The following is a 17307-nucleotide window of genomic DNA, read 5'->3' on the forward strand; positions in this document are numbered from 1 at the left end:
GCCGCGCCGGGGCGGAAAGATAGCAGGCCGCTAGGCCACCTGCCGCTCGGATTCCGTTCCAAGATATTCGTCGACGTTTTGCTTGGCGGCTGCCAACGCCTCTTCAGGGCTCGACGAGAGCGTCCGCAATTGGGACATGGCCAGCATCGGAAGGTCGTCCCGCGTGGGCAAGATATTCGCACACCAGTTGGACCATTCCTGACGTAGCCGGATCTCGTAGCCACGGTAGTGGGACCTCTCGCTTGTCATTCTCGAATCCTCCGCGATTCATGTCCCCCGTGCCGTTAGACATCGTGATTGTCATGGAACATTCAATAGCAATCGCATCGTGACCGCGCGCCGTGGCCAACAAGCGGGCGCTAGAGTTAAGTCTTTCTTTAGAGGAGGTTAGCGTCCCGCCGCGCGGAGAGGCGGCGTGACGTTGCCAAGATTTAATCTGGGTGCCGGGGCAGCCGGAACACGCCGCCGTCCTTCGGGTCGCGGGCGGTCATCCTGGCTTTTTCAATCCGTGTACGGCCTCGCGCGGCCTAACTCGGACACTGCTTGTTGAGAAAACCGCGGTTCATGAAGCGCGGGTTGCGCATAAACGGCGGCACCGGGCCCTTCCGGCAATCCTTGGCCGCCGCGCGCTTGTTCTTCTTCTGGACGGCGTACGTCTCGCCTGCTTTCTTCTTCTCGGCCAAAGCGGGCGTTCCCGCCACGCCGACTGCCCCGCAGAGCAGAATCGCACCAAGCCTGTGCAAGCGTGTCGGTCGTCTCATGAGGGGCGTCCTCGGGACATGTCGCCGGAAGCCTCGCAGCCAAGATCCGTTCGAGGCCTTCGGCAGCGTCACGTTGTGCGGTGCGCCGGCGAACATCGGCGCGATATCCTCTTCGCTGTATCCCGCAAGGCCGCAAGCGATCGGCGCGACCTCGAACAGCGCCCAAGGACGCGTCCTAGTGAAGTCCAGAAACTCGGCGATACTCTCGGCGATCTCATGGCGCTTCCGGGGCTCGGCGGATTTGCTCCGTGTCGGGATCGCATAGGCATTGCCTTGCAGCCCGGCCTTGGCCGAACACGGCGCCGCGGTTTCGCAGCGCTTCCAGCGCATCGCCCGCCTCGTGGCGTCCATCAAGATCGGAGCCGAACACAAACACGGGCCGGTCCATGTGCATAACGATGGTCTCCTTTGAAGGGTGGAACGCGTCCCGTTGGCCGGGACGCGTCTACGTTAACGAATGCACGCGTTGTATTTGTTGCGCCACTTGGCAGCCCGCGTCTCGCGGTAGCGGTTGTAATAGTAGTTGCAGTTCCGCGTCATGGCCGCGCGCCGGCGCCGACTCCCGTGCCGACCCAAAGGGCGCGCGTGCCCCAACGCGCACCGTTGTACACGCTTCGGGTCGCCCCCCGCACGCCGCGGTACACGCCCCGCGTCGCCTTGTTGAAGCCCTTGCCGACATTCTTCGCCACTCTCGGCCGGGCGTCCACCGGCGCTTCGAATGTCACTGTCGCGGCAAAAGCAACCATAATGAAGATCGAGAATGCTGTGATGACTCTCATGGCTCGGTTTCCTCCCTGTCCTCGCCTGCGTCGAGCCTAGCACAGGACGGTGCCGCATGCTTCCCTGTGCTAGTGGCGAGTCACGGGCGAAGGGACGAGGCTGCGGCGCCGCGGGTCGCAGCGACCTGACGCGATCCAGTGACCGAAAATTGACTGCAAAAGCACAATTACCTACTAGTTGTTCGAGTCGGACGCATACGGCAATACGAACTCCCGTGCCGTTGGCGCCCGTCGAATTCAACCATGTCCCTCTGGTATGCTCCTCTGGGGCTGCAACCCCGCAAGAGCGTCTGATCCCCAAGGAAAACACCTGATGCAGGGCGTGCGCGAAACGTTGGCGCGATGGCGCATCAGGGCGCACATGGCCTCCCCACGCTGGATCAGAACGGCCTATCGGGTTGCCGGGTCCGTGGGGCGCAACGCGCGATCGCGGCCCTTGCCGCCGGGTCTCGTCGAGAATTGCCGTTGCTGCCGGTCGCGATACGACCTGCTTGACCATCTGCCGAAAAACGGCGTCGTCATGGAGGTTGGAACCCAGCGGGGCGATTTTGCCCGGGCGATCGTGGAGCGGACCGCACCCAAGGAACTCCATCTCGTCGACATCGACTACACCCTGTTCGACGCGCAAGACCTCGGCGGCGACTTCGTCACCCGTCATTGCGGGATGAGTCACGAGGTCGTGGCCTCGTTCACGGACGCGTATTTCGATTGGATCTATATCGACGCGGACCACTCTTACGAGGCGGCTTTGCGGGATGCCAATGCGGCTGCGGCGAAGGTCAAGCCCGGGGGCTTCCTCGTCTCAACGATTTTGCTCATATCGACGCCGAGCTGGGGCGTACGGCGTCCACAGGGCTGTGACGGACTTCGTGCTGGAACACAAATGGCCGTTCGCCCTTTTCGCCTTCAGTCCGGACGCGCTTTACGACGTCGCGCTCCAGAAACCCGCGCGCTAGCCCCCCGCAAACGGTCCCGGTGCGGCACGCGGTCGGGCAACGCGGCGGCTAGTAGTAGCCCACGCACGCATAGTAGCGGTTCCACCAATAGCGGCTGCCGGTGGCGACGGCCCGGCGGTAGAGCCAGCCGCAGCCGCCGGAATAATATCCATAGCCGAAATAGGGCCGCGGATAGCCACGGAAATAACGATAATGCGACGGGCGTTTGCGCCGGGCGTAGTGGCTGTATTTGCTGCGCTTCTGGGCGGATTTCTTCCCGCCGCCGTGTCCTCGGCTTGGCTTCGCGTGTTTGCCGCCGCCGCCGCCATGGGCCCTCTTTCCGCCGCCCCCGCCGCCGTGGGCTTTCTTTCCGCCGCCGCCTCCCCCGCCACGGGCGTGCTTACCCCCCACCGCCGTGTCCGCCGCCCGCGTGGCGGCCCCCCGGACCCACCGCCGCGGCCGGCGCGCCCGTGGCCGACCAGCGTTGTCAGTTCGGCCGCCGTGTCGCCTGCCAGGACCGGCAGCGGCGCCGCTTCGACGGTCGCCGATGGAAGCCACGTGCCGAAGAGGGCGGCCACAAGGACCGTCGCCGCACTGAGCCGGATGATCATGGGGGTGCACTCCTTGAGGGTTGGGCGCGCTCTCGAACCTCGCGACACACGATCACAAAGTCGGGCCCGTATTGTGACGAGCCCTTCGCCGCTATCCACCTCGCAGGGGAGATCGCGCACGCCCGGCGCCTCAGAAATGCCTATTGAGACCTGGTGCCGCCGGACAGGATCGAACTGTCGACCTCGTCATTACCAATGACGCGCTCTACCACTGAGCTACGGCGGCGTTCCTTGGATCCGGGAGACAGGGACCTGTCTTGTGATCGTGCGGATCGTGTTTGACCTGTGGGTCCGCGAGCGGGCGGGCTGATCCGAGGAGCCGTTCCATTCAAGACTCAACGCATTGCCCCGTCCCGGTGCGGCGCGCAAACTGCCATAGCGGGCTTGACGACGCAAGGATTGCCCGGCTCTTACAGCCGTCAAAGCAATAGGGTAAAGAGCGCAGGCTCCGGCGAGCCGGATGGATGGCGAGATGGCCGAAAAAGACAAGCGCGCGGCGAAATCAGGCAATACATCTGCGAGCGATGCACGCAAGGAGCGGCTGGCCCAGGCGCTGCGGTCCAACTTGTTGAAACGCAAAGAGAACACACGGGCCAAACGGTCCGCCCCGAAGCCGCCCGAAGAAGGGCGACAGGGGTGAAGCGGACAGGCTAGACTGGCCTCTTGCCGCATAGCCTATGGCGGCGGTACAGGGGAAACGGGGCGCGGGACGCGTCTGAGGGAGTAACGCGTTATGGATCGTATCCGCATTGTGGGCGGCGAACGGCTCGAAGGCACCATTCCGATCAGCGGTGCGAAGAATGCCGCGCTGCCGCTGATGATCGCGAGCCTTCTCACCAACGAGACGCTGACGCTTCATGGCATGCCGCGCCTGGCCGACGTGGCCCTGCTGTCGCGCATTCTCGGCAATCACGGGGTCGACGTGACCATCGCCGGCAAACGCGCCGGCCAGAACTTCAACGACGGCCAGACCTACAAGCTGACGGCCGCCGAAATCGTCGATACCACAGCACCGTACGAGATGGTCGCGCGGATGCGCGCAAGCTTTTGGGTCCTGGCGCCGATCCTGGCACGCTGCGGCGAGGCCAAGGTCTCCCTGCCGGGCGGCTGTGCCATCGGGACGCGGCCCGTCGATCTTCATCTCGTGGCCCTCGAGGCGCTGGGTGCCGATATCGAGCTGGATGCCGGCTATGTCATCGCCAAGGCGCCCAAAGGTCTGAAGGGCAACCGGATCGAGCTGGAAAAGGTCTCCGTGGGCGCGACCCACAACGCACTGATGGCGGCGGTCCTGGCAGAGGGCGACACCGAGATCGTGAACGCGGCCCGCGAACCGGAGGTGGGCGATCTCGCCACCTGCCTCGTGGAGATGGGCGCCAAGGTCGAGGGGATCGGCACGTCGACATTGCGGATTCAAGGCGTGACCTCGCTCCATGGAGCCGAACATCAGGTGCTGCCCGACCGGATCGAGACGGGCACCTATGCCATGGCGGCGGCGATCACAGGCGGCGATGTCTTTCTGGAAGGCGCGCGCCCCGAACTCCTCCAGGAAGCGCTCGTGGCCCTGCGCGCCACGGGTGTCGACGTGTTCGAAGAACCCGGCGGGATTCGCGTGTCGCGAAACGGCCATGGGCTCGAGCCCGTCTCCGTGGAAACCCAACCGTTTCCCGGCTTCCCGACCGATCTTCAGGCCCAGCTCATGGCGTTGATGTGCACGGCGAAAGGCGTCTCCGAGGTGCGTGAGACCATTTTCGAGAACCGGTTCATGCATGTGCAGGAATTGGCGCGGCTCGGCGCCCGCATCGATCTCCGGGGCGACACGGCGCTGGTCCATGGCGTGAACGGGCTCCGCGGCGCACCGGTCATGGCCACCGACCTGCGCGCCTCCGTCTCGCTCATCATTGCGGGGCTGGCGGCGCAAGGGGAGACCACGATCGGCCGGGTCTACCATTTGGATCGGGGTTTCGACCGTCTGGAAGAAAAACTGCGCAAATGCGGGGCGCAGATCGACCGGATCGCCGGCTAGGCGCCTGGTTTCCGGAAGGTCTTCCTGACCGGACCGAAAGCATGGTAGGTCCAAGTCAATTATGCTCTTACCGGTGATTTCTTCCTATGACGACGCTTAAACTGCTCGCACTCGACGAGGAGGACCTTCAAGTCGTGTCCTCCCAACTCCAGGACGCGGTTGTCCGGGTCGGCGATATGACCTACCTGCCGTCGCAGAAGCGGTTCGCGGCGGTCGTCAACCGGTTCGATTGGCAGACCGCGGATCGCGACGGCGAGCGCTACCGCCGGCTCCGGACGGCGCTGCGGTTCGACCGGGTTCTCGCGCCCGGCACAAGGATTTCGCCCCGTCGGACAAGGATCGCGTGCTGTCGCTGCTTGCCATCTCTTTCGAGGCGGGTGAGGCCCCCGGCGGCAAGGTCGTGCTCTACTTCGCGGGCGATGCGACCGTGCAGCTCGATGTCGAGTGCATCGAGGCGGAGATGCGCGACCTGGGTCCCGCTTGGCGCACGCGCAACAAGCCCGAACATCCCGGCGCTGGCGAGCGTGAGACGGATGCAAAGGCGCCGGCCGGCTCCAACTCGAACGGCTCCGAAGCCGCGGACGCTTGAGGGCTTCATGGTGCAGACCCTCGATACGCGCGCGGCAGACTTTGCGGCCCGGTTCGACGCGTTGCTCGGCATGAAGCGCGAGTCGTCCGCCGATGTGAATGACGCCGTCGCCGCGATCATCGCCGACGTTCGCGCCCGCGGTGACGAGGCGCTGATCGACTTCACGCTGAAATTCGACCACCTCGATCTTCGCGAAGCCGGCATCGCGGTCTCGGAGGCGGATATCGCGGCCGCGCGTGCCGCCGTCGACGACGAGACGGTCGAGGCCTTGAAGATCGCCCACGCCCGCATTCTCGATCATCACAGCCGGCAGGTCCCGGCCAGTGAGAGCTATATCGATGCGAGCGGCGTGGAGCTCGGCCAGCGCTGGACCGCGGTCGCCTCGGCGGGCCTTTACGTGCCGGGCGGGACGGCCAGCTATCCGAGCTCGGTTCTGATGAATGCCGTCCCGGCGAAGGTCGCCGGCGTCGCGCGGCTGGTCATGGTCGTGCCGTCGCCGCGCGGGGAACTCAATCCGCTGGTGCTGGTCGCGGCGGACCTTGCGGGCGTCGACGAGATCTACCGGGTGGGCGGCGCCCAGGCCATCGCCGCGCTCGCGTTCGGCACCGAAACGATCCGCCCGGTGTCCACGATCGTGGGCCCGGCAAACGCCTATGTGGCCGCCGCCAAGCGGCAGGTCTTCGGGCAGGTCGGCATCGATATGGTCGCCGGACCGTCGGAGGTCGTGGTCATCGCCGACAGGGAAAACGACCCGGCCTGGATCGCCAGCGATCTGTTGGCGCAAGCCGAGCACGATACCGCGGCGCAATCCATTCTCATTACCGATGACGAGGCTTCGCCGGCGAGGTCGCCGACGCGGTGGAGGCGCAGCTCAGGACGCTTCCGCGCGCCGACACCGCGCGCGCAGCTGGGAGGACTTCGGCGCGGTGATCCTGGTCGCAGCCTCGACGAGGCGCCCGCGCTGTCCGACCGGCTCGCACCGGAGCATCTCGAGATTGCCACGGAGAATGCGGACGCCCTCGCGGCCAAGGTCCGGGATGCGGGCGCGATCTTCATCGGCCGCTATACGCCGGAGGTGATCGGCGACTACGTCGCGGGGACCAATCACGTGCTTCCGACCGCGCGGAGCGCCCGATACGCCTCGGGCCTCGGCGTCTCGGATTTCATGAAGCGCACGTCCTTGCTGAAGCTGGACGCCGAAAGCCTCAAGACGCTCGGGCCCGCGGCCATGACGCTCGCGCGGGCCGAAGGGCTGGACGCGCACCGGCGGTCCGTCGGCATCCGGCTCAACCTCCCGGATTGATCATGACCGAGACGGACGAAGACATCTCCTTTCCCGAAACGGCGCGCCTGATCGCCGTGACGTTGGACGAGGCCTCGCTCGGCCGCGACAGCCTGGAGGTCGAACACGAGCGCGAGGTCGCGATCTTCGACCTTCTGGAGAAAAACAATTTCGATCTCGATGTCGACGGGCAGGAGGGGCCATATAGGTTGCACCTGTCGCTTGCCGACAATCGGCTGGTCTTCGCCATTTCCGACGAGGACGGCGTTCCGCTCCAGCAGATCATGCTGTCCCTGTCGCCGTTCCGCCGCATCGTGAAGGACTACTTCCTGATCTGCGACAGCTACTACGCGGCCATCAAGACCCAGCCCGCCTCCAAGATCGAGGCCATCGATATGGGGCGCCGGGGCCTGCACGACGAAGGGAGCCACCTCTTGATGGAGCGGCTCAAGGGCAAGGTCACGGTGGACATCGCCACGGCCAGGCGTCTGTTCACGCTCCTTTGCGCCCTGCACTGGAAGGGCTGAGCCGTTGAGCGCAGGCGGCGATCTGCCTGGCGCCGTCCTCTTCGCATGCGCCAGCAACGCCATTCGCTCGCCCATGGCCGCCGCGCTGTTGCGCCATCTCGCCGGACGGCGGATCTACGTGGAATCCGCAGGCGTGCGCCCCGGCGAGCCCGATCCCTTCGCCATCGCGGTGATGGACGAGATCGGCATCGACATTTCGGACCACGTGCCGCGCGCGATCGACGATCTGCACGACCTCGGCTTCGATCTCATCGTCACCCTGGCGCCGGAAGCCCAGCACAAGGCGCTGGAACTGGCACAGGGCTACGCCGTTGACGTGGTGTATTGGCCGACGCCAGACCCCACGCTGACGACGGGCTCGCGCGACATGATCCTCGACGCCTATCGCGGGGTCCGCGACCGCCTCTTCGCGAGTATCAAAGCGGAATTCCCGGTGCAAGGCGCCGCCGGCGTCTAGAAGGCGGCAGGCCCCTGCAGATTCTTTGACGGAGTCGGGAACGGCTTGGCGCCCTGGCAGTTTTTCCCTGGTCCCCGCGTAACGATTGGACCGGACGATGAACGAAGTCTCACCCGTAAACGGCGCCAGCCAGCAGTCCCCCTATCCGCAGCGAATGGAACTGTCGACCGACCAGGCGGTGGAGAGCGCCGCGCTCGCGGGCGCGGCCGCGATCCAAAAACTGGTGGCGGAACGTAACGAATTGCGCACACGGCTTGCGGCGCAGGAGCAGGAAACAGCCGCCTATCGGGCGCTGAACAACGAGTTGCGCCGGCGGCTGCTTCTTGTTCATCAGACCTATGTGGACATGGCCAAGGGCGTTGTCGGAGATCTCGAACGCTTCGACGCGGTGCTACGCGAGTCGGCACAAGACGTGCACGCGGCGATGGAGGCGCAGATGCATTGGGACGATGCGGCGTCCGTTCCCCAGGGGCGGGCGCAGAACGGCGCGGCTCGGGCCACTGGCACCCGGGCCGGGGGATCGCCTCCGATCAAACCGTAGCTCCACGGGCGCACGCCTGGCCGCGGCGCCCATCCTTGTTGCCGGATCGTCGGCCTCCCAATCTCCCGGCTCCCTAGCCCTTGGCCTCCAGAAACTTCTTCAAGGCTTCGAGGTCCATGACGGGGACAAGGTCATGCACATTGAGATCGGTCCAAGGTTCGAACAGCGTCGCGATCGCCTCGGGGCTGTCCGATTCGATCAGGATGAACGTCTCCTGCTGCATGAGCGAAATCCAGACCCCCTTCAGCGTGACGCCCGGGACATCGGGGACCCCGTCCTCCATGAAACGCCCAATGCTTTCGTCGCGGTCGCTCGGGTCCATCGTCACGTGGCACATGAACAGCATTGTTGTCTCCTCGATGTGGTCCAGCCCCTGGCTGAGCGCGCGATCGATCGCCGCGTCTTTGACGACGATCTTAGGCGAAGATAAGCGCCGCTTTGCGACATCGTATTGAAGGGACGGCGTTTCCCGCCGGCTCCGAGCGCCCGGGGGTGTGCTTCGGGCTGCCAGTGCACGCGGGATGGGGCAGAAACGCAAAGAATATCGGCGGCTCCATAGCCGGTCGATGTTGCATTCCTGCTCGGCACGGCCCTGGCCTCGACCTTCCTTTTTTGCGCCTGTCGCCGTCCCAACCGCGGCGCGGGCACAGGCGACGACGGATTGCAGCGCCTTCCCGGGCACGCCCATTCCCATCACGCCGCCCACGGGAGCGATCGTCTGTGACAACGACTTGCCGCGTACCAGCGACAGCTTCCTGCTTGAGGGCGGGTCCACCCGGACAGTCTCGATGGCACCACGGTGGGTCTGCGCAGGGATGCCGGTCCGCGCCATAAAACCGGGAATGGCCTTGATTTTAGGCGTCCACCCGACCATTCTCCGCGGCACTCATAAGATGCGGAAGGAGCCTTATGGCGAAGGAAGAAATGCTCGAATTTCCGGGGGTGGTCACCGAACTCCTCCCGAACGCCACATTCAGGGTGAAACTCGAGAACGAACACGAGATTATCGCCCACACGGCGGGACGTATGCGCAAGAACCGGATCAGGGTGCTTGCTGGTGACAAAGTTTTGGTCGAGATGACCCCCTATGATCTCACTAAAGGTCGGATCACTTACCGGTTTAAGTAGCAAGCTCGGGCTGAAGCGGAGCACACCCGCTGCGGCCGAGCCTGCGCTTGCGGTCCCCGGCAAGACCAAAGCGCCGAAGCGGCCGACGCGCCGGCGCGCGCAAAAGCCCGGGTCCAGCTTCCGGCCGAAGCTGGTGCTTGCCTCCGCATCGCCGCGCCGGCTGCAGCTGCTCGAACAGGCCGGCATCGCGCCGGACGCCCTGCGGCCCGCCTCGGTCGACGAGAGCGTCTCGAAGGGCGAGGTGCCGCGCCAGATCGTCCGGCGGCTCGCCAAGGCCAAGGCCGAGGCCGCGTTGAAGCTCGTCAAGAACGATCCGGAACTCGCAAAATGCTTCTTGATCGCCGCCGACACGGTCGTCGCGGTCGGGCGACGCGTTCTCGGCAAGGCGGAGTTGGAGAACGAGGCCGCCGACATGTTGCGGCTCCTGCGCGGCCGCGCGCACCGCGTCTACACGGCGGTGACCATGGTGACGCCCGAGGGGCGCTGGCGCGAGCGCGTGGTCGAGACGCGCGTGCGGTTCCGCAATATTTCCGACCAGGAGATCGGCGCCTATCTCGCAAGCGGCGAATGGCGCGGCAAAGCCGGCGGTTATGCCATTCAGGGCATTGCCGGCGCCTTCGTGGTCAAGCTGATCGGCTCCTACACCAATGTGGTGGGCCTGCCGTTGACCGAGACGGTCAGTCTTCTGGCGGGCGAGGGCTATCCCGTCGCACTGCTCTGGCTCGCCAAGGCCGAGGTGGAAGCCGAGTGAGCACCGGCGGCGAGGGAAGCCCGGCGCCGAAGGCCATTTCGCGGTGCCCGATCTGCCGCAAGCCGTCCGTCGAAGCCCACCGGCCCTTCTGCTCCAAACGCTGCGCGGAAATCGATCTCGGGCGGTGGCTCAAAGGCGGCTACGCCGTTCCGGGAGAGCCGGCCGGGGAGGGCCATCCCGAGCCGCCGGCCGATTGGGAGAACGAATAGGCCCGGCTTGTCGCGGGCGCAAAACACGCTCCGTCGGGTCTCGACAGAGCCCAGCCGATTGCCTATAAGCCAGGGCCTTGTTAGCGAGGGCCTTGTTAGCGAGAGCCTTGTTAGCGAGAGCCTTGTTAGCGAGAGCCTTGCGCGATCTTGTCCGCCAAGCGGCCCGTCGCGCCCAGCCTGACATGAGGCTTGCCCAGGTAGCTCAGTTGGTAGAGCAGCGGACTGAAAATCCGCGTGTCGGTGGTTCGAATCCGCCCCTGGGCACCACCCATATTTTTCACTTATAAATCAATGGTTTAGAATCAAGGTGGGGTCAATTTTTGAGGCCTCTGAGCTTCCAAGGCATTGATTTGTTCGGCTCCGACCGGAATCACACCCTGGCAGCGTTCCCGAGCACAATTTCACGTTGTTGACAGCGGCTGCGTGCGACATGCTCACAGCGGGTAGCGACCATGTAGTATTTTGAATGGAGTTTCAGGCGACGCATGTCACGGTTCTCAGAGCGTCACGGCTATGTACAGGCTCGAACAGCACTTCAAGTGGAGGCGGCTGATGAGGGGCTCCGCAACAACCTTTGGAACGTCATCGCGCTGCACTATTTGCCGGATGCCTACTACTGGGTCGAGGACAATGGGGACGTGAAGTCGTTCCTACAATTGCTACACCATTCGTTCCTACGACGACCGATAGATGAGATTAAGGATGATCTGCCTCAGGAAAGGCAGAAGCTCAAAAATATCATCCGAACCTGCAAATGGTTCCACCTGTACGATCTGATCGAATTTGCTGCTCAGCCTGAGGCCGCCCGACATTTGCCGAGGAGCACGAGAGACCAGCTCATCGCAGATATTAATGGCGTACTTGAAGTGAATGGGGCGGGCTACCGATTGATCGACGGAATAGTTACGCCGATCACTGACAAGGCTGAGTTGGATGCGATAGATGACGCGTTGGCGGTGCCGGATGGGTACGCTGTAGCGAGAGAACACATCAGGACCGCGCTGGAGCTGTATTCTGATCGAGCCAGCCCCGACTACCGCAATGCCATCAAGGAGGCCATCTCGGCAGTCGAAGCGGTAGCGCGCGACCACTCATCAAAGACCAAGACCGGAGCCGCGATCAAGGACCTTGGCCAAGTCTATGATCTACATCCGGCTCTAGCCGGCGCGCTCAATCAACTTTATGGCTACACGAGCGATGGCGACGGAATCCGCCACGCTATGAAGACGGGCATTGGAGTGGATCCGGCACTGGCCAAATTCATGATCGTGGTCTGCTCTGCCTTCGTCAGCTATGCCGTCGAGAAAATCTCTGCAAAGTGAGAATGGATGGTGGGGTCAGCGCCACGTTTAACCTATTGGAATACAACGGGACGAGTTCGAAGGTGGGGTCACTTCTAACATATTGAAATATAAGAAAACTTAGGCCCCGCCCCTGGGCACCAGCCCCCTCTCTTCCCGACAATCCCTTCTGTCCCGTTGCGCCGAAACGTCTACGACGGAACGTATGTCTCTTGCTGAAGATGCCGATGGCTGTCCTCGATCAGCGGCGCCCGATTTCAGGTGAGGGAGAGTTGTTGTTCCCGAGCGTTCGCTCGGCGGCACGCCCGATTTCCGACAATGCGCTCAACCCTGCTTTGCGCCGCCTCGGTCACACTAACGAGGAGGTCATGGTGCATGGGCTTCGAGCGATGGCCTCCCGTCCGCCAAACGAGTCAGTCCGATGGCATCCCGACACTGATGGCATCCCGACGCTATAGAGCGCCAGCGCGCGCATCTTGGACACGAATGCGTCCGCCGCGCCGATACCGTGCGCATCGCCCAGGTCGACGACCTCATTTTCCATTTCGGCCCTTCGCGGTGACGGTCTCCCCCTGGGGGTGCTCACCCCCAACGAATGTCGGTTTGCGCTGCGTCGGGCAGCAGCATCGAGAACATCGCCCCACAAGAATGCGCCCGTTCCTTCGCCGCCGCCGGCTACGTAGCGCGCGGACGGGAAACCGCACTAGCCATTACAAGGTCGATCAGGCCGCCCTGATCGCAGTGCGTTCTTCAGGTGTCAATTTCTATCCACCCCCGCTGTACAGAAAATATACAGGCGCTGGATAAAGACAATACACGCTACGCTGACAAAAGTTCTGAAGATCTTCATTTCAGGCCCAATGCTTTGAAGAAGCGCCTTGAATTTGCGCGCTAAATCCTTCTGAAAATCTGGCACAACATTTGCTTTGCATTTGTGACACGCGCTACGCATCTCGATCATTGTTCGAGTGATGACGAGTCGGAATAGATTCCGGCCAAAAGAGCGGAGCAATCGAAACGCAATAGACAAATAAGAGCTAGATCAAGGAGGAACAACCAATCATGACTTTAAGTGCTGCAACAAAGGCCACTACAGACGTTCTCAACACCAGTCCTATGCCGACTAGTGAGAACCCGCAGCAGGCTCGTCTCTGCCTGCAAAGCTTTGTAGTCGCCAAGGAATACGCACCTCAGCGCGCTCATAAGACTGTCAGAGATCCTTTAGGGCGCTCGGCCGACGAACAATCCCACCATTTTCGACAGACAGAAACTATCAGTATTCGTGAGAGGGAGAATGTCATGACAAGAAGTTTAACAGTCCTCGCCGCAGCTTTGACACTAGCTGCGGGCTTATTTGCGGTCAGCGGTCCGGCATCGGCTAGCCCGGATCTCCCCTTCTACCCGGACAACTTCAGCAGCTCACGAGGATCCGTATCCGCGTCCAAGCTTGCGAGCGTGCCATCTGCAGGCAAGCAATTGACCTGCCGCAAAGCGCGTCGCGTCAATGGTTGCGTAGGCAAGTCGCCGTGTACCAAGGCAGAACGTGTCGTCTATCGTTGCCACAGACGCTGACGCTGAGTGAGATGGAGAGTTCTAGGACTCTCCATCTCACGGACAAGCAGATCCAGGACATGGCAGGATCCTGCTCAGGCGGGCGGATCCAGCTTAGTCTGGTTGTCTTCCCGAGGCCAAGCGGGCGCGACGCGCTGCTCGCCGCGGCGCTCATGTCGCCGGAGCGTGGAGCCATAAGATGAAGATCATATCGGACAAAATGCACGCGGTCCTAGACTACGTGACGGTCGCAATTTTCGCACTCGCCCCAACCGTTATCGGGCTTGCCGGTTTGCCAGCAATGATCTCCTACGTGCTCGCGGCCGTGCATCTTGCGATGACAGTCGTGACAGACATGCCCTTCAGCTTGGTGAAATTGATACCCATCAAGTTGCACGAGCTTGTCGAGGCTGTCGTCGGTCCCGTGCTTGTGGTCGGCGCCCTCGTTCTGCCATGGCCGCTATCCGCGCGGATTTTCTTCGGCGTAATGGGTGCGATCATTTTTGTCGTCTGGCTGCTGTCGAGCTACGGCCTGTCAAGAGGCCGGCCGGTGAGAATTGTCGACCGGCCTTGATTGGAAGCCGCGATGTCCATCTGGAACGGTCCCTTGGCGACCGGGTGGAGTCTCGAGCCGGGCGATTTCGGTCTGCCAGACGGTTGGGTTTTCGCGGTGAACTTCGACTTTCGAGGTGCGCTTCGATTTTCGATGTGAACCGTGGCCCGCGAACTCGTGCTCTTCCATTCCAGTGACGGGCATATCAACGGTGGACCCGTTCGCGGGAGGCGCCCGCACCGTCGGGGACCGAAGGCGACATCCGCTTTATGCCCGCACTCCCCCCTGTGTGCCGTCGCGCAGGCAAGCAGAAATTCATGGATGGCCCGACGGATCGCCGTTTCGCTGTGACTCAGGTAGCGGAGCGCCGAACGCGGCCCGCCCAAGGTGTCGTCTTCCATCTGTTCCGCGGATAGCGCGGCGCGCATGCCCGAGACCGAACAACAGCCCGTCGTTCAACAGTACGTCCGCAAGCGGTGTTTGGACCTCGCCTTCTGCTGAGGCGTGCGAGGGGCGGGTCTGTCGATCTCTGAACCGGAGATCGGTCTGTGTCTACGCTTGGCCATACGCTTAAGCCGGAGGCGACGGTACGCCAGCTCGAGGTGAAAACGGGGACAGGGCGACGTCGTCGGTTCTCAGCGGGTGACAGGGCGCGGATTGACGAAGAGACGCTGGTGCCGGGCGTGGTGGCTTCGGAGGCTGCTCGTCGATCTGGGTCGATCCCCACGCCGAATTTTGCTCGGCGCCGGCAAGCACACCGAACGGCCCTGACAAACGTTGAGATAGAGTCGCCGCAGTTCGTGCCCGCGGCGGTTGAAGCTCCGCCGCCGGCGCGGTCAGCGCAACGAGGGCGCGAGCGCTCACGCCCGTGGAGCCGACATGCGGGCTCATTGAGATTGAGATCGATGGAGTGACGGTTCGGGTGGCCCGCGGCGCTAATGTCAAAGACCCGCCGCCTGGCGCATCGCCTGGCACGACGTTCACGAACCGTCGGCGCATCCTCACGATGGACCCGGTAGATCCGATTGCTCCCTGCGGGCTCGCAATGAAGATGCGCAGCACGCCGGCTCCAGCAGCTTTGTCCGGGATCGACATCGGCAAGAACGCTGCGGCGGAAATCGTCAGTGGTAGGACGGCCGCGCTCATACGCGCTGCTCACCGCCGGCGCTCAATCAAGGTCACCGGATTTGTACGCCGACAGATTGCTGCCGAGAGAAAAGCGCTCGATCAGGCTTAGAGACCCAACTCGGTCTGCACACCACAACCGGAAAAAGACGCAGCCTCGGTGAAAATATCCAATAAGCCTTGGAATTGACCCCGCTCATTTTCAGGTGTCAACTTTCTAGCCTATGTAAAGAAAACATCCACATGCTGGATAAATCTACTACACGCTTAGGCCGATCCCAGATCCTAAAGATCGTTGAAAAAGCGGGCCTAAACACCCTTCGGGGCTCTGGCATAACAATTGCTACACTTTAGCACGGACCGCTACCGGGTCAGGCTAATCCGTCTCCATCTCCCTGGTCTCGACCCGGTAGCACCAGTTTCGTCTCAAGCGCTGTGCATTTCTGTCGGACACATTGCCAAAAGGCAGGAGCAGTCGAACGAACGTAATTGAATACCAAAGTTAGGTTCCAAGGAGGAACGGCAAAGTTTTAGGTCCAAGGAGGAACGAATATGGCTCTAAGTGCTGCAACTAAGGCCGCTACGGATGCGCTTAGCATCAATCGGGCGCCGACCAGCGTGAACCCGCAGGAGGTTCATCGCTGGCTACAAAGCTTCAACTGGGACTTCGCCCAGAACCGAACGAAGTATCCGACTAAGTATCATATGGCGAATGATACGAAGGAGCAGTTCAAGCTCATCGCCAAAGAATACGCCCGCATGGAGTCCGTCAAGGACGAACGCCAGTTCGGCACCTTGCTCGATGGTTTGACTCGCCTTGGTGCAGGCAACCGGATGCATCCGCGGTGGGGCGAGACGATGAAGGTCGCTTCGAACTTCCTCGAAGTCGGCGAATACAATGCGATCGCCGCCTCGGCCATGCTGTGGGATTCGGCGACCGCCGCCGAGCAGAAGAACGGCTATCTCGCTCAGGTGCTTGATGAGATTCGCCACACCCACCAGTGCGGCTTCGTCAATTATTATTACGCGAAACACTATCACGATCCGGCCGGCCATAATGACGCGCGGCGTACGCGCGCCATCGGTCCGCTTTGGAAGGGCATGAAACGCGTCTTTGCCGACGGTTTCATTTCCGGCGATGCGGTCGAATGCTCCATCAATCTTCAGCTTGTTGGCGAAGCGTGCTTCACCAATCCGCTGATCGTGGCAATCACCGAATGGGCCTCGGCCAACGGCGACGAGATCACGCCCACCGTGTTCCTGTCGATTGAAACCGACGAGCTGCGCCACATGGCGAACGGCTATCAGACGGTGGTTTCGATCGCCAATGATCCGGCGGCGCAGAAATATCTCAACACCGACCTCAACAACGCCTTTTGGACCCAGCAGAAGTACTTCACGCCGGTTTTGGGCATGCTCTTCGAGTACGGTTCCAAGTACAAAGTCGAGCCGTGGGTCAAAACCTGGAACCGCTGGGTCTATGAGGACTGGGGTGGCATCTGGATCGGGCGCCTTGCAAAATATGGCGTTCAGTCGCCGCCCAGCCTGCGTGATGCAAAGAAGGATGCCTACTGGGCGCATCATGACCTGTTCCTCCTCGCTTATGCGCTGTGGCCGACCGGCTTCTTCCGCCTGTCGCTGCCGGACGAGGAAGACATGGAGTGGTTCGAGGCGAACTACCCTGGATGGGACGCGCACTACGGCAAGATTTTGCGGGAGTGGAAAGCGCTCGGCTGCGAAGATCCCAAGAGCGGCTTCCTGCCGATCCAGTGGCTCGCAGAGAACGGCCATCAGGTCTATGTCGACCGCGTCTCTCAGGTGCCGTTCTGCCCGTCGCTCGCCAAGAGCTCGGTCACGACTCGCATTCACGAGTACAACGGCCAGAAACATTCGTTCAGTGACGAATGGGGCGAGCGCATGTGGCTCACGGAACCGGAGCGTTACGAGTGCCAAAGCATCTTCGAGCAATATGGCGGTCGCGAACTCTCCGATGTCATCGTGGAGGGTCACGGTCTTCGCAGCGACGAGGAAACGCTGATCGCTCAGCCGCACGTCCGGGCTGACAAGCTGTGGACGATCGACGACATCAAGCGCGCCAATTGCGTGTTCGCTGATCCGCTTTCCGCACTTTAACGAGCTTAGCCAGACCGGCCTTTTGGCCGGTCTGGCTAGTAACTGACGCAC

18 protein-coding genes, 2 tRNA genes and 2 pseudogenes are annotated in these 17307 nt (G+C 62.5%); 16 read left to right on the forward strand and 6 right to left on the reverse strand.

The window, feature by feature from the left end; all coding sequences use genetic code 11:
* Positions 1–30 precede the first annotated feature (30 nt).
* From AUC68_RS06650 to AUC68_RS06660, 3 genes are all read right to left on the reverse strand, one after another.
* On the reverse strand, positions 31–249 hold the full coding sequence (locus tag AUC68_RS06650) for a hypothetical protein (RefSeq protein ID WP_069436893.1): 219 nt from the start codon (positions 247–249) through the stop codon (positions 31–33).
* A 278-nt stretch (positions 250–527) separates the two neighbouring features.
* Complete coding sequence (locus tag AUC68_RS16935) at positions 528–1112, reverse strand: A1S_2505 family phage non-structural protein (RefSeq protein WP_069436894.1); 585 nt, start codon at positions 1110–1112, stop codon at positions 528–530.
* Between the two features lie 185 nt (positions 1113–1297).
* Positions 1298–1540, reverse strand: coding sequence for a hypothetical protein (locus tag AUC68_RS06660; protein WP_141701124.1), 243 nt, complete (start codon positions 1538–1540; stop codon positions 1298–1300).
* 520 nt (positions 1541–2060) lie between these two features.
* Here AUC68_RS06660 and AUC68_RS18630 point away from each other — a divergent pair.
* Positions 2061–2330, forward strand: a pseudogene (locus tag AUC68_RS18630) (class I SAM-dependent methyltransferase); the annotation flags it as partial.
* A 214-nt stretch (positions 2331–2544) separates the two neighbouring features.
* Here AUC68_RS18630 and AUC68_RS17620 read toward each other — a convergent pair.
* Entirely contained in the window at positions 2545–2886 is a 342-nt protein-coding gene (locus AUC68_RS17620; RefSeq protein ID WP_069436896.1) for a hypothetical protein, read from the reverse strand.
* 351 nt (positions 2887–3237) lie between these two features.
* Positions 3238–3312 (reverse strand) — tRNA-Thr (locus AUC68_RS06670).
* Between the two features lie 246 nt (positions 3313–3558).
* Here AUC68_RS06670 and AUC68_RS16940 point away from each other — a divergent pair.
* The 7 genes and pseudogenes from AUC68_RS16940 (at position 3559) to AUC68_RS06705 (ending at position 8505) form a co-directional block, all read left to right on the forward strand.
* A complete protein-coding gene (locus AUC68_RS16940) occupies positions 3559–3726 on the forward strand; it encodes a hypothetical protein (RefSeq protein ID WP_193407076.1) in 168 nt (55 codons plus the stop codon).
* Positions 3727–3819: 93 nt separating this feature from the next.
* Positions 3820–5109: a UDP-N-acetylglucosamine 1-carboxyvinyltransferase gene (gene murA, locus AUC68_RS06680; RefSeq protein WP_069436898.1), complete on the forward strand. Its 1290-nt coding sequence runs from the start codon at positions 3820–3822 to the stop codon at positions 5107–5109.
* Positions 5110–5195: 86 nt separating this feature from the next.
* Positions 5196–5698 (forward strand): annotated as a pseudogene (locus tag AUC68_RS15735) (DUF2948 family protein).
* Between the two features lie 7 nt (positions 5699–5705).
* Complete coding sequence (hisD, locus tag AUC68_RS06690; protein WP_158008253.1) at positions 5706–7001, forward strand: histidinol dehydrogenase; 1296 nt, start codon at positions 5706–5708, stop codon at positions 6999–7001.
* A gap of 2 nt (positions 7002–7003) precedes the next feature.
* Positions 7004–7507 carry a UPF0262 family protein gene (locus tag AUC68_RS06695; protein WP_069436900.1) on the forward strand — a complete coding sequence of 168 codons (504 nt, stop codon included), beginning with the start codon at positions 7004–7006 and terminating at the stop codon, positions 7505–7507.
* 4 nt (positions 7508–7511) lie between these two features.
* Positions 7512–7964 carry an arsenate-mycothiol transferase ArsC gene (locus AUC68_RS06700; RefSeq protein ID WP_083240489.1) on the forward strand — a complete coding sequence of 151 codons (453 nt, stop codon included), beginning with the start codon at positions 7512–7514 and terminating at the stop codon, positions 7962–7964.
* Positions 7965–8049: 85 nt separating this feature from the next.
* Positions 8050–8505 (forward strand): hypothetical protein, encoded by a 456-nt coding sequence (locus AUC68_RS06705; RefSeq protein ID WP_141701126.1) that lies wholly within the window; start codon positions 8050–8052, stop codon positions 8503–8505.
* 73 nt (positions 8506–8578) lie between these two features.
* Here the strand turns inward: AUC68_RS06705 and AUC68_RS15740 are convergent, their stop codons facing one another.
* Complete coding sequence (locus tag AUC68_RS15740; protein ID WP_158008254.1) at positions 8579–9337, reverse strand: DUF3303 domain-containing protein; 759 nt, start codon at positions 9335–9337, stop codon at positions 8579–8581.
* 77 nt (positions 9338–9414) lie between these two features.
* Between AUC68_RS15740 and infA the strand changes: the two genes are divergently transcribed.
* The 8 genes from infA (at position 9415) to mmoX (ending at position 17256) form a co-directional block, all read left to right on the forward strand.
* Entirely contained in the window at positions 9415–9633 is a 219-nt protein-coding gene (infA, locus tag AUC68_RS06715) for a translation initiation factor IF-1 (protein ID WP_045365920.1), read from the forward strand.
* Positions 9593–10384, forward strand: a complete 792-nt coding sequence (locus AUC68_RS06720) for a Maf-like protein (protein ID WP_083240491.1) — start codon at positions 9593–9595, stop codon at positions 10382–10384. Before infA ends, AUC68_RS06720 begins: the two co-directional genes overlap by 41 nt.
* A complete protein-coding gene (locus AUC68_RS06725) occupies positions 10381–10593 on the forward strand; it encodes a DNA gyrase inhibitor YacG (protein WP_204376976.1) in 213 nt (70 codons plus the stop codon). Before AUC68_RS06720 ends, AUC68_RS06725 begins: the two co-directional genes overlap by 4 nt.
* Positions 10594–10784: 191 nt before the next feature.
* A tRNA-Phe gene (locus AUC68_RS06730) sits at positions 10785–10860 on the forward strand.
* 218 nt (positions 10861–11078) lie between these two features.
* Positions 11079–11915 (forward strand): AbiJ-NTD4 domain-containing protein, encoded by an 837-nt coding sequence (locus AUC68_RS06735; RefSeq protein ID WP_141701127.1) that lies wholly within the window; start codon positions 11079–11081, stop codon positions 11913–11915.
* Positions 11916–13644: 1729 nt separating this feature from the next.
* Positions 13645–14019 carry a hypothetical protein gene (locus AUC68_RS06745; protein ID WP_069436904.1) on the forward strand — a complete coding sequence of 125 codons (375 nt, stop codon included), beginning with the start codon at positions 13645–13647 and terminating at the stop codon, positions 14017–14019.
* Between the two features lie 889 nt (positions 14020–14908).
* Positions 14909–15235, forward strand: a complete 327-nt coding sequence (locus tag AUC68_RS16340; RefSeq protein ID WP_141701128.1) for a hypothetical protein — start codon at positions 14909–14911, stop codon at positions 15233–15235.
* A gap of 440 nt (positions 15236–15675) precedes the next feature.
* The gene (gene mmoX / locus AUC68_RS06755) at positions 15676–17256 is read left to right on the forward strand and encodes an aromatic/alkene monooxygenase hydroxylase subunit alpha (RefSeq protein WP_069436906.1); all 1581 of its coding nucleotides are present in this window, start codon (positions 15676–15678) and stop codon (positions 17254–17256) included.
* The last annotated feature ends 51 nt before the right edge of the window (positions 17257–17307 follow it).

Origin of the sequence: Methyloceanibacter methanicus (assembly GCF_001723285.1) — a bacterium.
In the GTDB taxonomy this organism is placed as follows: domain Bacteria; phylum Pseudomonadota; class Alphaproteobacteria; order Rhizobiales; family Methyloligellaceae; genus Methyloceanibacter; species Methyloceanibacter methanicus.